A 14293-nucleotide genomic window follows, 5' to 3' on the forward strand; every position below is an offset into this window, starting at 1 on the left:
TAAAAAATTTATCTTTGCCCACATATGACACTCATTTCCACAGATAACACAAAAAACCAAGAAATTGTAAAAAATGTTTTTACAATGTATCTTGAAAAAAAAGGGCATCGCAAAACTCCTGAACGTTATGCTATCCTTCAGGAAATATACGATAGCGAAGAACATTTTGATGTAGAGAATCTTTATATTAAAATGAAAAATAAAAACTATCGTGTCAGTAGAGCAACACTTTACAATACTATTGAATTGTTATTGGATTGTGCTTTGGTTCGTAAACATCAATTTGGACAAAATCAGGCGCACTACGAAAAATCGTACTTTGACAAACAGCACGATCATATCATTATGACCGATACTGGCGAAGTAATTGAGTTTTGTGATCCAAGAATTCAAAGTATTAAAAAGACAATCGAGGAAATATTTGACATTGAAATTACCAATCATTCCTTGTATTTATACGGAATAAAAAAACAAAAATAGTACAGACAGCTTACTAGTTGTCTTTTGAATATAAAAACTAACTACAAATAAAACACATAGAATGACCGCAGATTTATTACTAGGATTACAATGGGGAGATGAAGGAAAAGGAAAAATTGTTGATGTTCTTACTTCAAATTATGACATTATCGCTCGTTTTCAAGGTGGACCAAATGCAGGACACACTTTGGAATTTGACGGAATAAAACATGTTCTTAGAACTATTCCTTCTGGTATTTTTCATAAAACTGCCATAAACATTATTGGAAATGGAGTTGTAATAGATCCTGTAGTTTTTCAAAAAGAAATTGAAGGTCTTGAGAAATTTAATTTAGACATCAAAAGCAAATTAATTATTTCAAGAAAAGCACATTTAATTTTGCCAACACACCGTTTATTAGACGCAGCTTCTGAGGCATCTAAAGGGAAAGCAAAAATTGGTTCTACATTAAAAGGAATTGGCCCAACTTATATGGACAAAACCGGAAGAAACGGTCTTCGTGTAGGAGATATTGAATTAGAAGATTTTGCAGATCGTTACAGAGCTTTGGCTGACAAGCATGAAGCCATGATTGAATTCTACGATGTTGCTATTCAATACAACTTAGAAGAATTAGAAAAAGAATTTTTTGAAGCAATCGAAGAAATAAAAAAGCTAGACTTTATTGATAGTGAAGAATATTTACACCAAGCTCAAAAAGCGGGTAAATCAATATTATGTGAAGGAGCTCAAGGTTCATTATTAGATGTTGATTTTGGAACTTATCCATTTGTAACTTCATCTAATACAACTGCTGCTGGTGCCTGTACTGGTTTAGGAATTGCTCCAAACAAAATAAAAGAAGTCTACGGAATTTTCAAAGCGTACGTAACACGAGTAGGAAGTGGACCATTCCCAACTGAACTTTTTGACGAAGATGGTGCAACTATGGCACGTGTAGGAAATGAATTTGGATCGGTTACAGGAAGACAAAGACGTTGTGGATGGTTGGATTTAGTGGCACTTAAATATGCCGTTCAAATTAATGGTGTAACACAACTGATGATGATGAAAGGGGATGTACTTTCAGGATTTGAAACTTTAAAAGTATGTACTGAATATAATTATAAAGGAAAAAATATCTCTCACTTTCCTTATAACATCGAGCCGGAAAATGTAACTCCAGTTTATCAAGATTTCAAAGGATGGCAAGCTGATTTGACTGGTATGACAACCTATGATGAATTACCGATCGAATTGAAAGAATACATTGAATTCATAGAAAAAGAAGTTGAAGTTCCTATCAAGATTGTCTCTGTTGGACCAGATAGAAAGCAAACTATTCTAAAATAATATTACTTAACGCTCTGAAAATTCAGAGCGTTTTTTTTAGTTCATAAACCAATCCCAACGAATGAAAAACCCAGCTATTAAAATACAAAAAACCGAATTACTTTCTGACAATTGGTACATTTTAAACAAAGTAACTTTTGATTATCAAAAAAAAGACGACTCTTGGATTACCCAAAAAAGAGAAGTTTATGATCGAGGAAACGGTGCTGCCATTTTACTATACAACACCCAACAAAAAACTGTTATTCTAACCCGACAGTTCCGCTTGCCAAGTTACCTTAACGGAAATGAAACAGGAATGATGATTGAGGTTTGCGCAGGACTTTTGGACGAAGACCATCCGGAGCAATGCATCATTCGAGAAACCGAAGAAGAAACAGGATACCGCATTACTAAAGTTGACAAAATAATGGAAACATATATGTCTCCAGGAGCAGTAACTGAAATTTTATATTTGTTCGTTGGAGAATACGATGAATCCATGAAAGTAAGTGACGGTGGTGGAGTCGAACATGAAGAGGAAAATATTGATGTCTTAGAAATGACCTATGACGAAGCTTACGCTATGATTGAATCTGGAGAAATAAAAGATGCCAAGACAATCATGTTGTTACAATACGCAAAAATAAAAAATCTCGTTTAATTTAACGATGAGCAATCAAACTAAAGGAGCGTTTTTCGCTTTATTAGCCACTCTACTTTGGTCCGTAAATATGGTAATCGCCAGTGGAATTAAAGGGCATATTCCTCCTATTGGACTGGCTTTTTGGCGATGGACAATCGCTTGTATTGTTTTGGCCCCATTTGCAATTAAAAGTACCATTGAAAGTTTTACCGTTATAAAGAAACACATTCGGTATCTCATGGGTACAGCGGTATTAGGCATCACTATTTTTAATACACTAATTTACTTTGCAGGAAAAACAACAAGCGCTGTCAATTTATCTTTAATAGCTATTTCGATTCCGTTGTTTATTGTGGTACTCTCCAGAATTATTTTTAAAGAGAAAGTGTCCAACACGAAAATAGTCGGAATTGCAACCATAATCACAGGTGTTCTTGTTCTTATTACCAAAGGATCTCTAGATGCTTTACTGCATATCAACTTTACAATTGGGGATTTGTTGATGCTTGTGGCCTGCTTCTTTTTTGCCTATTATACGATACTAGTTCGACAAAAACCAGATGAGTTAACCCCAAAAGTATTTTTATTTAGTGTCTTTGTTATTGGCACAATTTTCCTTCTCCCATTTTATGTTTGGGAACATTTATATTATAAAAAAGTATTTTTTGATACTAAAACAGTATTGGCAACCACTTATGTCGGCATTTTTGCTTCACTGGTTTCCTATTATTTGTGGAACGAAGCGATTCGGCTGATAGGCACCTCAAAAACAGCATTAATCTATTATTTAATTCCGGTGTTCAGTGGAATTTTAGCGTATTTTTTTCTGGGTCAGGCTATTGTAATCACTCAAATTATAAGCATGGGAATCATTATTACCGGTTTATTGATAACCAATAGGAAATAACTATTTTTAGTCTCTTTTATAAAAACAAAAAGTGCAATGAACCTATTTTCATTGCACTTTTTTTATGCTAAAGTCTTGTCCGAGAAAATAATTACTTATTGGGTTGCGGAGTCATTCTTAAATATGGTTTCACTCTTTCATATCCTTTTGGAAATTTAGCGGCAATATCTTCATCTTTAACAGCTGTTGAAATAACCACTTTTTCTCCATCTTTCCAGTTTGCCGGTGTTGCAACGCTATAATGTGCTGTCAACTGTAAACTATCAATTACACGAAGTAATTCATCAAAATTTCTTCCGGTTGAGGCTGGATAAGTCAAGGTTAATTTTATTTTCTTGTCAGGTCCAATTATAAAAACCGAACGAACTGTAAAATTTTCATTGGCATTAGGATGAATCATATCATACAATTGTGCTATATGTTTGTCTTCGTCAGCAATAATTGGAAAGTTAACCGTTGTATTTTGCGTTTCATTGATATCATTAATCCATTCCAAATGAGAATCTAATCCGTCAACGCTCAATGCGATTACTTTTACATTTCTCTTTACAAATTCAGGATAATAATTAGCCACAGTCCCTAATTCAGTGGTACAAACTGGGGTAAAGTCAGCAGGATGCGAAAATAACACGCCCCAAGAATCTCCTAACCATTCATGAAATTTTATCTTTCCTTGTGTAGTTTCTGCTTCAAAATCTGGAGCAATATCGCCTAATCGTAGTGTTGCCATAATAATTTCTTTTTTGTGATTATTAACAGTCTAAGTTATTGAATTAAGGCTAACAAAAATTAAAACAAATCTTAAAATTGTAATAAAAAATTAACAAGATGAAGCTGATGGTTATTCTACATTACAATAAACATTTGGGTACCCAAAAAATATTTATTGGGACCGAAATCACTAGCCTCGATAAAAGTGAAAATCCTTTATAGCAGTAAATCCTAGAAGGTTTACTGCTATAAAGATTGTAACGGATAGCGGGAAAAAGCTCCAAAAAACAAATAGTTTAAGAAGGAATATTCTTTTTCATATTAGGCAAAAAATAAGTAAAAACCCCAATCAGCGGTAGAAAAGAACTTAATTTATAAACGTATTCAATACTGGTTTGATCTGCAACGTAACCCAAAATTGCCGAACCTAAACCTCCCATACCAAAGGCAAAACCGAAAAACAGTCCCGAAATCATTCCCACTTTTCCTGGCATTAATTCTTGTGCAAAAACTAAAATTGCTGAAAACGCCGAAGCGATAACAATTCCAATGATAACCGACAATACTCCTGTCCAAAATAAATCAGCATAAGGCAATAATAAAGTGAATGGCGCAGCTCCAAGTATCGAAATCCAAATGATATATTTTCTTCCAAAACGATCACCTAACGGACCGCCTATTAATGTTCCTGCCGCTACCGAAGCTAAAAACAGAAACAAATGAAACTGAGATTCTTGTATTGTTAACCCAAATTTATGCATGAGATAAAAAGTAAAATAGCTTGACATACTCGCCATATAGAAAAACTTGGAAAATATCAACAACAATAAAACTGCTAATGCTATATTAATTTTTCTTTTGGACAATGGGACAGCATCCTCTTCAGTGACTATTTTTTTTGCAGCTCGAAGATTTAAGTGATTTTGATACCACAGCGCGATTTGGGACAAAATAATGATTCCCAAAATTCCCACTATTACAAACCATATTATATTCGATTGTCCAAAAGGAGCAACCACCAGTGCTACTAATAAAGGACCAATTGCACTTCCTGAATTTCCACCCAATTGGAAAATAGATTGTGCCAAACCTCGCTTTCCTCCTGACCCTAAATAAGCAACACGAGATGCTTCCGGATGAAATATAGATGACCCAATTCCTACAAATGCAACTGATACCAACAACATCCAAAAAGAAGTCGAAATTGATAAAAATCCCAATCCGGTAATAGTAAATAACATCGCAATTACTAAAGAATATGGTTTAGGATATTTATCCGTATAAAAACCTATAAAAGGCTGCAGAATAGAAGCTGTAAGTTGGAAAACGAATGTTATCAATCCAATTTGAGTGAAACTAAGATTAAAATTCTCTTTTAATATTGGATAGGTCGATGGAATAACTGATTGCATTAAATCATTTAACAAATGAGCAAAAGCTATTGAAAATAAAACCGAATATACTGTTTTTTGAACGATTGGGGCGTTGATGGTTTGTGACGCTGTTGCTGAGGAAATATTCATATTCTACTAATAAAAAGGATCTAAAAATTAAATAAACTGTGCCACGAAATACCAAAACACTAGTGTTACGAATGACAATGGTATTCCAAAACCAATCATCATACTACTCAATCTGGGTTTTAAACCATGGGAAGTAGCCAAAATACTTGCTGTAATCATTGGAGCCATAGCCGCTTCCATGATGGATACCTGAATCGTTTTTGAATTTTGGTCTAAAATTACGACATACAATAAATAGATTAAAGTCGGAGTCAATATTAATTTGTACAAAAGTCCCAATCCCAAGAATTTCCAATGTTTACTTTTTCTATCAAATCGCAATTGCAACCCAACGGAAAGCATGGCCAATGGAGTCATTACACTACTTACTTTTTGCAAACCAAGCTGTATATATTCGTGGAAATCAAAATCGAATACATTCATTAAACAAGCCAACAGAAAAGTAATAAATGGAGGAAAGAACAGTATTTTTTTGGCGATATGAAATCCATTGGGGCTTCCACTAGAGAATAAAGTGGCCACGAGAATTCCCAATGTTGAAAGCACGACAAAAGTACCCGGCTGATCAACTAAAATGGCAGTTTTTAAGCCTTCTTCGCCATATAAAGCTTGTATAATTGGAAAGCCTAAAAAGGAAGTATTTCCCAAACCGGCAGTTATAATCAAACAACCCGTAAGTTTTTTTGACCATCCAAATCTATTTCCTAAAAAGCTAAAAAACAAATATGAAACTGTAAAACCAATCCATGTTACACCAATAGGAAACAACAGCTTATTATCCCACTCTATTTTAGGGATATAATACAGGGCCAAAGCAGGAAGACAAATATAAATAACCACATTATTTAAAATCTTGTAGGTGTTGGACGGAAAACGTTTCACTTTTTGCAATGCGATTCCAAGAAATAGACAAACGAAGATTAGGATAATGTTATTCATAGTGTAGAATTGAATGCAAAAATACCATTTAAATTTATTTAGAAAAAGAGGAAATCACCATTTTGATTTTTCATTATATAAAAAAAACAAAAAACTTGCTAATTTCAATTTTACTTGTATATTTGTAATATATTTTATTACAGTATGCTTTCAGGTAAATTTGCAATAACAATCCATATCCTTACTTTACTTTCTAAATTTCCAGAGGAATATTTATCTTCTGAATTTATAGCGGGAAGCATGAATTTACATCCAGTTTTGGTAAGAAAGGAAATAGCAAACCTGAAGAAAAACAATATTGTAGAAAGTAAAGAAGGCAAAAATGGAGGAACGAAATTGCTGAAATCTGCATCAAGTATTTCATTAGACGCCATTTTTAAAATGACTTTTGACACGGTAAATTTAGGTTTCTCAAAAAATAAACCCAATCCAGATTGCCTTGTAGGAAAGAAAATTAACAAAAATTTAGAAAATTTATATGAAAACATCAACGAAAAAATCAGCTTGCAATTAAGCGGGATTTCATTGGAAGATTTTTCGAATAAATTTTAAACTATTTTTTTGACTTAAACTGTAACATTTTTTATTACTTTTAAATACATACCATTATGAAAATCGCAATTATTGGAGCCACAGGATTTGTAGGTTCCGCTATTTTAAATGAATTAGTAAATCGAAATCACGAGGTTACTGCCATAGCAAGAAATCCTAAAAATGATGGAAATTCAACTATCAAATGGGAGAAAGCAGACATAAATAACGTTGAAGAAATGTCTACGATTATTGCCGGAAATGATGTGGTAATAAATGCTTTCAGTGCCGGATGGACCAATCCAAATTTATATACCGATTTTCTTGAAGGATCGAAAGCGATTCAGGAAGCGGTTAAAAAATCAGGCGTGAAACGTTTTATCACCATTGGTGGCGGAGGAAGTTTGTTCGTTGCACCCAATTTACAAGCGGTGGACACCCCCGATTTTCCGAAAGAATATTATACAGGAGCGACAGCAGCAAGGGATTATTTGAACATTATTAAAGAGGAAAAAGAGTTGGATTGGGCTTTCTTCAGTCCGGCTTTTGAAATGCACCAAGGAATTACTACAGGAAGAACCGGAAAATACCGTTTGGGACTAGACACTCCAGTTTTAGACGAAAATCAAAGAAGTATTTTGTCAGTGGAAGATTTAGCAGTTGTTATAGCTGATGAAGCTGAAAATCCAAAACACCATCAAGTACGTTTTACAGCAGCCTATTAATTAGCAACAATAATTTTAAATAAACAGTTTCTGAAGGCAATCGCTTTTTGAAACTGTTTTTGTTTTCACTACTTTTACTCTTCAAATAAAAAGTTTTGTCGAATAAAAAACAGCATCCTAGCGCCTTACACGAAAAACCTGGAATTTCTCCCCCAGAAATTATCAGTCCAATCGCTGTTGCGCACATTAAAAAATTCAGAAAAATTCAACCTTCCCCAAAAGAATTGGTTGAGGGGATTTTAGCAGGAAATATAACGGCGCTGAGTCGTGCAATTACACTGGTCGAAAGCACGAATAGCGATCATTTGGCAAAAGCCAATGAAGTTATAAATGCTTGTTTACCTCATGCCAATAAATCCGTAAGAATAGGAATTACTGGTGTTCCCGGTGTTGGAAAAAGCACCTTTATTGAAGCTTTTGGAAAACACTTGACCAGTTTAGGAAAAAAAGTGGCAGTTCTCGCCGTTGATCCCAGTAGCACTATTTCGCATGGAAGTATTTTGGGTGATAAAACCCGAATGGAAGAATTGGTTAAAGATGAAAATGCTTTTATTCGTCCTTCTGCATCAGGAGAAACATTGGGTGGTGTTGCTCGAAAAACCAGAGAAACGATTACGCTTTGTGAAGCTTGCGGGTTTGACACTATTATTATTGAAACTGTAGGAGTTGGTCAAAGTGAGACCGCTGTTCACAGCATGGTAGATTTCTTTTTACTGTTAAAAATTTCCGGTGCCGGCGATGAATTGCAAGGTATCAAACGTGGCATTATGGAAATGGCAGATGCAATCGTAATCAACAAAGCCGATGGCGATAACATTAGAAAAGCGAACTTAGCAAAAGTAGAGTTCAATAGCGCATTACATCTTTTTCCGGCTAAAAAATCAGGATGGATTCCTACCACTTCAACTTGCAGTGCAATTACTCACGAAGGAATTAGCGCTGTTTGGAAAACTATTGCCCAATTTCTGGAACTGACAAAAGAGAACAATTATTTCTTTGAAAAGCGAAAAGAGCAAAACCAATATTGGATGTTAGAAACCATCAACGAACAGTTGAAATTGAATTTTTACAATCATCCTGAAATTCAGCAATTATTAGATTCCACAAAAAAAGCGGTACAAAATGATGAACTTTCACCCTTTGCAGCCGCTCAATTATTATTGGAAAAGTATTTTAAAAAATAAATTTACTCTTTCTCGTAACGCTCCATTTCCCTATCGTAAAATTCATTCGCAAGAACAATCAATCCTTCCATTTCTGCATTCAATTCACCTTCATCAAGATCTTCCGCTTCTTCCATGAACTCTACCTCATCATCTTTTAAATTGATAATAAATCTTGGGTAATCTAAGTGTATGATGAAAATATCTTCCGGAAAATCAGTATTGTCGCCTAGTAAAAATTTTGGTAATTCCATTTTTTTATGTTTTAATCGTTGTTTTTGTTCATTCGATTAAACAAATAACCGAATAAACTTTTAAAAAATCTATTTATCAGAAAGTATAACTGGTGCATTTCCTCTACCATTCATAAAAATGATTTTAGTATTAGGAGAAGCTGCCAGTTCTTTTTGTGCTTTTATTTGTTCGTATTGCAATTGTTTATCTGATAAGCCAGTAGAAATAATTCTTTGATAATCAGCAATACCCTGTGCTTCCACTCTTTTTCGTTCGGCTTCCTGTTTTTCTTTTTGAAGTACAAAAGTCATTTTTTGAGCATCTTGTTCGGCATTGATTTTACTTTCAATAGATGCTTTTACTGATGTAGGAAGGTTAATATTTCTAATTAACAATTGCTCTAAAACCAATCCTCTGGTTTTAAAATCAGCCTCTATTGTTTTGAAAATTCGTTGTTGAAATTCGTTTCTTTTTGTAGAATATAAAGCGACTGCATCATAATAAACAGCGTTATCACGAATACGGGTCCTTGTTACGGGACGAACAATTTTATCGGAATAATCAACACCAATTTGTTTAAAAATTTTAGGTGTAGATTCTGGTGAAACACGGAATAAAACGGTCAAATCAATTACCACTTCCAGACCGTCATTTGACAAAACACGAATCGCATCGTCACCCGCTTGAGCACCTTCTCCATGAACTGCTGACATGGTGTAGTTTTGAGTTTGAATATCAAACTCGGTTACATCCAATAATGGATTTATCAAATGCAATCCACTTTCCAAAACATCAGGCTGAACACTTCCGTATAGCGATTGAACTCCCACTTTTCCCGCATCAATCTGTTTGAACATCGAAGAAAAAAGCCCTAAAGCAATTACTAAAACGCCAATAATTTTTAGAACATTTGCAAATTTTGAAAACGGATTTACATTGCTTTTTAATGAAAAACTTGTAATCAATAAAATTATTCCAAGAATAATAAATAGTATCATTTTTTTATTTGGTTGGTTAGGTTTGGTTTGTATGCTTATTATACGAGTAAAGAATTTAGAAGTTACATTGTAAGAACATAATTAATTATGATTCTTTAAAACTAATTTTCTTGTTAATCTCGTAAAGCGAATATACAAAAATAAAGCGGCAGCTGTTAATCCCGCCAAAAGCCCAATCCATATTCCTACTGCTTGCAAAGAAGTATATTTTCCTAGATAATAAGAAATTGGAAAACCGATAACCCAATACGCAACAAACGTAATATACATAGGGATTTTCACATCTTGTAAACCTCTTAAAGCACCCAAAACCACTACTTGAATACCATCTGAAATTTGAAAAACTGCTGCTACTAAAAGCAGTTTAGCTGTTATAATTATTATTTCATTATTATCTAATACTTGTGCCGAATCAGTCATATTCAAAAATAAATGTGGCAAGTAATTATGGAAAACAACAAAAATAATCCCGAAAAGTGTTTCTAGCATAATCGCTAGTAAAAAAATAGAGCGGGCAACAATTATTAAATTTTTATAATCATTCATTCCTTTGGTATGACTCACTCTAATCATCGCGGTAACACTCAACCCCATGGCTACCATGAATGTTGATGAAGCAAGAGTCAGTGCTATTTGATTGGCTGCCTGACTATTTTTTCCCAAAGAACCGGAAAGCCATATCGCCGCAGTAAATAAAGTGACTTCAAACAGCATTTGCATCGCCGAAGGCAAACCTAGATTGATAATTTTTTTCAAAACTGATTTCCGTATTTCTTTGAAACTAAAATTCTTGAAATAACGTTTCAAAGCTTCATTTCTTTTCATAAGATAATGCATAAAAACCACCATCATAATTCTTGAAATTACCGTTCCTAAGGCTGCACCTAGAATTCCTAATTTTGGAAAAATCCAAAATCCATAAATCAGCACATAATTAAAAAACACATGCACTACATTTGCCATAAAAATAGCATACATCGAATATTTTGTTTTCGCTAAACCGTCTGCAAATTGTTTGTATCCTTGATACATTATAACCGGAATTAAAGAAAAAGCCACCCAATCAATATAAGGCGCAGCCATATCTGCCACTGCTTTGGGTTGGTGCATCAAGTACATTATTTGTTTAGACAATACCGTCAAAATGAATAACGCTACTCCCAGAACCGTACACAGCAGTAATCCATGGTGAAAAGTAGTTCGGATTTTTTTATCGTCTTTTTCGGCATCAGCCTCGGCAGTCAATGGGGTTATAGCTGTAGAAAAACCTATTCCTAAAGATAATGCAATGAAGATAAAACTATTACCCAAAGAAACAGCTGCCAACTCAGTGGAACCAAGATTACCTACCATGAAATTATCCACAATACCTATTAATGTATGGCCTAGCATTCCCAAAATTACAGGATAAGCTAATTTTATATTATAAGAAAACTCTTTGGTATATTGAGATAAATTCACTTTCTATTTTTTTGTTGGCAAAGATAATTAGAAGGTTTCAATTGTATTGATACAATTGAAAATATAAAGCCTCTCTTTTAGTTATTATTTACATATAAAGAGGAATTCTATAACAAAACCCATTAATTCTATAACATTCCGAGCAATTGCGGGCTATACATTTGTAACGTTGTTTTGAATCAAATAAAAATCAAGACAGCACCAAAAAAAATTATTAATAAAAAATTACAACTATGAAAAGCACAGGAAAAATCAAAATGTTATTTGTATTCGCAATAGCAATGATGTTTGCTAGCAATGTACAAGCACAAGAAACAAAAGAAGCTACTAATTATGATCAAGGATTCCGTTTAGGATTTGGTGTAAATGCAGGATACTCCGTTAGTGATCCATACAAATTAGCACTAGGAGCTGATGCTAGAGTTCAATACGATTTGTCAAAAAGGTACTCTTTAACTTTGACAACTGGTTATAGTAACTTATTTGTAAGTAAAGCAGACGGTAATGATTTAGGATTTATTCCAGCTAAAGCAGGTTTTAAAGCTTTTGTATGGAATGACCAATTTTATGTAATGGGAGAAGCTGGTGCTGCTTTTGCAGTAAGTAATGGTTACAACAAAACGTCTTTATTATTATCGCCTACTATTGGTTATGCTTCAAAATACATTGATGTATCATTACACTACGAGCACTATTCAGACTTTGCAAAAGTGAACAACAACGGTTCTATAGGAAAAGGTGTTGGACAAGTAGGAGTTCGTTTAGCTTATGGTTTTGAGCTATAAAACATATAGTCTTTAAAAAAAATGCCCTGAAAATCAGGGCATTTTCTATTTATAAAACTTTTTATCCGTTAGAGTCTTCATAAAGAGAATAAGTTGCTGTTTTTCCAAGTCCGTTAAATTCAGTTTATCCTCAGGTAAAGTTTGATTTGGTAAATTAAATCCCAATCCATTTCCACCACCTTCATTGTAAAAATCAATTACTTCTTCCAGGGTTTTAAAAACACCATTGTGCATGTAAGGAGCTGTTAACGCAACATTCCTTAAAGTAGGCGTCTTGAAAGAATTGCGATGAATTTTAGCTTTTGTTAATTCGAATTTTCCTAAATCAGCATCCATTTTTTTAGTTGCATCAGGAACACCTAATACTTCACTTTCGGATTTTACAAAACTCGGTGGTACTGTTCCGTTAGTTAATGGAATAAAATGGCAAGTAGCACATTTTGCTTTTCCGGTAAATAAATTAAATCCAGCAATTTCATCCAAATCAAAAGTTTCATTTCCCTGCATATATTCATCAAATTTTGAATTGTAATCACTCAAAGATCTGATATAAGATGCTAATGCATTTTTTATTGCAAATTCATCTATAGCGCTTTTTGGAAATGCTTTTTTGAATTTAGTAACATACCTCGCATCCTTTTTTAAAGCCAAAACTGACTTTTTCAAAGAACCGTGCATTTCATTTTCATTTGTAATTACAGCTACAGCTTGGTCTTCCAGATAATTGACTTTGGAGTCTGAAAAGAAAACACGTTGAAAAGCAATATTAGATAGCGTTGGCGTATTTCTTTTAACCAACGATTGTCCATCTAATGAAACTGCTTTTTCTAATCCATCGGTAAAAGCTTTGTCAGCATGATGACAGGAAGCACAGGAACGAGAATTATTCCCGGACAAAATAGGATCGTTGAACAATAATTTCCCTAACTCGATTTTTTCTGGAGTCGTTTCATAATCTGGAAATGCTGAAAAAGCTTCGGCATCAAAAGCACTTTTATCAAAAAGCGTTTGGGCAGTTGTTTTTAATCCTCTCGTTTCTTTTATCAAAGGAATTTTCAAAGCCATTTGAGTTTTATACAACCCTTTACTTAACGGATTTAAAAATTTTCGAATAAAAACAGCTCGGTCTAATTCATTAAACTTGGTATTCTTTTTCAAATATGCTGTTCCTTCTTCAATTGCTTTCAAAACTAAATTAGAAGTCGATTCCTCTGAATTGTCAACATAAATTTGATAGTATTTTTCGATACTTTCTAATGAAGATACTGCTTCCAGAATAGAATTTTGGGCAATTGGAGAATCAAATCCGGTGATTCCCAAAGTGATAATTCTAAAAACCTCTAAACGCATCGCATCGAAAACATGGGAATCCGTTAATTCATTAGTTTGCGAAACTTTGTCTAATCGTTTTAAATTGGCAGAAAGGATTCCTATTTCTTTTAGCAATTCTTCTTTTGATCGATAGTCATACCTTGGAAAAAGCAGTTCTTCAATTACTTGAAATCCTTCAGGAGGAACTGTTTTTCCTTCATCTTCTTCAAATTCATCCAGTGCCGGACCATTAATCGCTTTAGAAACAACAGGAAAATAATATTCACTAATCATTTCTACTTTTTTATAGCTTTGATGTGCTTCCAGAAATTGTTTTTGAATTTGTGTCGAAATAGAATCTGATTTCACCAAGAGTTCCATTCGAGCAACATCTTGAATTAAAACCCGAATATCCGATTGAAACAAATCATTTATTTTTTCGTGCTTGTGTTGATTTTTACAAGAGAAAAGGAACATCAATGGTAAAAGAAAAAAGAAATTTTTCATAAGAAATTTTAAAAATGAGGAGAAAAGCAAAAACCACGATTCCTAATAAGAAACCGTGGA

Annotated in this window: 15 protein-coding genes; 8 read left to right on the top strand and 7 right to left on the bottom strand. The window is 33.7% G+C overall.

Features of this window, described 5'->3' with window-relative positions; all coding sequences use genetic code 11:
* Nucleotides 1–24 precede the first annotated feature (24 nt).
* The 4 genes from ACM55K_RS04480 to ACM55K_RS04495 all read left to right on the top strand — a co-directional run bounded on the left by ACM55K_RS04480 (nt 25) and on the right by ACM55K_RS04495 (nt 3345).
* On the top strand, nt 25–480 hold the full coding sequence (locus ACM55K_RS04480) for a Fur family transcriptional regulator (protein ID WP_035670620.1): 456 nt from the start codon (nt 25–27) through the stop codon (nt 478–480).
* A gap of 61 nt (nt 481–541) precedes the next feature.
* Complete coding sequence (locus tag ACM55K_RS04485; protein WP_416849056.1) at nt 542–1813, top strand: adenylosuccinate synthase; 1272 nt, start codon at nt 542–544, stop codon at nt 1811–1813.
* Between the two features lie 61 nt (nt 1814–1874).
* Nucleotides 1875–2456 carry a GDP-mannose pyrophosphatase NudK gene (gene nudK, locus ACM55K_RS04490; RefSeq protein WP_416849057.1) on the top strand — a complete coding sequence of 194 codons (582 nt, stop codon included), beginning with the start codon at nt 1875–1877 and terminating at the stop codon, nt 2454–2456.
* 7 nt (nt 2457–2463) lie between these two features.
* Nucleotides 2464–3345 carry a DMT family transporter gene (locus ACM55K_RS04495; protein ID WP_416849058.1) on the top strand — a complete coding sequence of 294 codons (882 nt, stop codon included), beginning with the start codon at nt 2464–2466 and terminating at the stop codon, nt 3343–3345.
* A 91-nt stretch (nt 3346–3436) separates the two neighbouring features.
* On the opposite strand, the gene ACM55K_RS04500 is transcribed toward ACM55K_RS04495, so the two are convergent.
* The 3 genes from ACM55K_RS04500 to ACM55K_RS04510 all read right to left on the bottom strand — a co-directional run bounded on the left by ACM55K_RS04500 (nt 3437) and on the right by ACM55K_RS04510 (nt 6518).
* On the bottom strand, nt 3437–4075 hold the full coding sequence (locus tag ACM55K_RS04500; protein WP_416849059.1) for a peroxiredoxin: 639 nt from the start codon (nt 4073–4075) through the stop codon (nt 3437–3439).
* Between the two features lie 277 nt (nt 4076–4352).
* Nucleotides 4353–5579 carry an MFS transporter gene (locus ACM55K_RS04505; RefSeq protein ID WP_416849060.1) on the bottom strand — a complete coding sequence of 409 codons (1227 nt, stop codon included), beginning with the start codon at nt 5577–5579 and terminating at the stop codon, nt 4353–4355.
* 27 nt (nt 5580–5606) lie between these two features.
* A complete protein-coding gene (locus ACM55K_RS04510) occupies nt 5607–6518 on the bottom strand; it encodes an AEC family transporter (RefSeq protein ID WP_416849061.1) in 912 nt (303 codons plus the stop codon).
* 144 nt (nt 6519–6662) lie between these two features.
* Here ACM55K_RS04510 and ACM55K_RS04515 point away from each other — a divergent pair, with 144 nt between their 5' ends.
* The 3 genes from ACM55K_RS04515 to meaB all read left to right on the top strand — a co-directional run bounded on the left by ACM55K_RS04515 (nt 6663) and on the right by meaB (nt 8958).
* Nucleotides 6663–7070, top strand: coding sequence for an Rrf2 family transcriptional regulator (locus ACM55K_RS04515; protein WP_416849062.1), 408 nt, complete (start codon nt 6663–6665; stop codon nt 7068–7070).
* A 56-nt stretch (nt 7071–7126) separates the two neighbouring features.
* A complete protein-coding gene (locus ACM55K_RS04520; protein WP_416849063.1) occupies nt 7127–7774 on the top strand; it encodes an NAD(P)-dependent oxidoreductase in 648 nt (215 codons plus the stop codon).
* A 95-nt stretch (nt 7775–7869) separates the two neighbouring features.
* Entirely contained in the window at nt 7870–8958 is a 1089-nt protein-coding gene (gene meaB, locus ACM55K_RS04525; RefSeq protein ID WP_416849064.1) for a methylmalonyl Co-A mutase-associated GTPase MeaB, read from the top strand.
* 2 nt (nt 8959–8960) lie between these two features.
* Here the strand turns inward: meaB and ACM55K_RS04530 are convergent, their stop codons facing one another.
* The 3 genes from ACM55K_RS04530 to ACM55K_RS04540 all read right to left on the bottom strand — a co-directional run bounded on the left by ACM55K_RS04530 (nt 8961) and on the right by ACM55K_RS04540 (nt 11630).
* Nucleotides 8961–9191 carry a hypothetical protein gene (locus tag ACM55K_RS04530; RefSeq protein WP_039110009.1) on the bottom strand — a complete coding sequence of 77 codons (231 nt, stop codon included), beginning with the start codon at nt 9189–9191 and terminating at the stop codon, nt 8961–8963.
* A 69-nt stretch (nt 9192–9260) separates the two neighbouring features.
* A complete protein-coding gene (locus tag ACM55K_RS04535; RefSeq protein ID WP_416849065.1) occupies nt 9261–10169 on the bottom strand; it encodes a prohibitin family protein in 909 nt (302 codons plus the stop codon).
* 81 nt (nt 10170–10250) lie between these two features.
* Nucleotides 10251–11630 (bottom strand): MATE family efflux transporter, encoded by a 1380-nt coding sequence (locus tag ACM55K_RS04540; RefSeq protein ID WP_416849066.1) that lies wholly within the window; start codon nt 11628–11630, stop codon nt 10251–10253.
* A 233-nt stretch (nt 11631–11863) separates the two neighbouring features.
* Between ACM55K_RS04540 and ACM55K_RS04545 the strand changes: the two genes are divergently transcribed.
* Entirely contained in the window at nt 11864–12415 is a 552-nt protein-coding gene (locus ACM55K_RS04545; protein ID WP_416849067.1) for a hypothetical protein, read from the top strand.
* Nucleotides 12416–12460: 45 nt separating this feature from the next.
* Here ACM55K_RS04545 and ACM55K_RS04550 read toward each other — a convergent pair whose 3' ends face one another.
* Nucleotides 12461–14233, bottom strand: coding sequence for a cytochrome-c peroxidase (locus ACM55K_RS04550; RefSeq protein ID WP_416849068.1), 1773 nt, complete (start codon nt 14231–14233; stop codon nt 12461–12463).
* Between the last annotated feature and the right edge of the window lie 60 nt (nt 14234–14293).

Origin of the sequence: Flavobacterium arabinosi (assembly GCF_048158725.1) — a bacterium.
Lineage (GTDB): Bacteria > Bacteroidota > Bacteroidia > Flavobacteriales > Flavobacteriaceae > Flavobacterium > Flavobacterium arabinosi.

Excerpts from the sequence above, each read along its gene's own strand:
- ACM55K_RS04480 (WP_035670620.1), top strand. The coding sequence starts at position 25 with ATGACACTCATTTCCACAGATAACACAAAAAACCAAGAAATTGTAAAA.
- ACM55K_RS04485 (WP_416849056.1), top strand. The coding sequence starts at position 542 with ATGACCGCAGATTTATTACTAGGATTACAATGGGGAGATGAAGGAAAA.
- nudK (WP_416849057.1), top strand. The coding sequence starts at position 1,875 with ATGAAAAACCCAGCTATTAAAATACAAAAAACCGAATTACTTTCTGAC.
- ACM55K_RS04495 (WP_416849058.1), top strand. The coding sequence starts at position 2,464 with ATGAGCAATCAAACTAAAGGAGCGTTTTTCGCTTTATTAGCCACTCTA.
- ACM55K_RS04500 (WP_416849059.1), bottom strand. The coding sequence starts at position 4,075 with ATGGCAACACTACGATTAGGCGATATTGCTCCAGATTTTGAAGCAGAA.
- ACM55K_RS04505 (WP_416849060.1), bottom strand. The coding sequence starts at position 5,579 with ATGAATATTTCCTCAGCAACAGCGTCACAAACCATCAACGCCCCAATC.
- ACM55K_RS04510 (WP_416849061.1), bottom strand. The coding sequence starts at position 6,518 with ATGAATAACATTATCCTAATCTTCGTTTGTCTATTTCTTGGAATCGCA.
- ACM55K_RS04515 (WP_416849062.1), top strand. The coding sequence starts at position 6,663 with ATGCTTTCAGGTAAATTTGCAATAACAATCCATATCCTTACTTTACTT.
- ACM55K_RS04520 (WP_416849063.1), top strand. The coding sequence starts at position 7,127 with ATGAAAATCGCAATTATTGGAGCCACAGGATTTGTAGGTTCCGCTATT.
- ACM55K_RS04530 (WP_039110009.1), bottom strand. The coding sequence starts at position 9,191 with ATGGAATTACCAAAATTTTTACTAGGCGACAATACTGATTTTCCGGAA.
- ACM55K_RS04535 (WP_416849065.1), bottom strand. The coding sequence starts at position 10,169 with ATGATACTATTTATTATTCTTGGAATAATTTTATTGATTACAAGTTTT.
- ACM55K_RS04545 (WP_416849067.1), top strand. The coding sequence starts at position 11,864 with ATGAAAAGCACAGGAAAAATCAAAATGTTATTTGTATTCGCAATAGCA.
- ACM55K_RS04550 (WP_416849068.1), bottom strand. The coding sequence starts at position 14,233 with ATGAAAAATTTCTTTTTTCTTTTACCATTGATGTTCCTTTTCTCTTGT.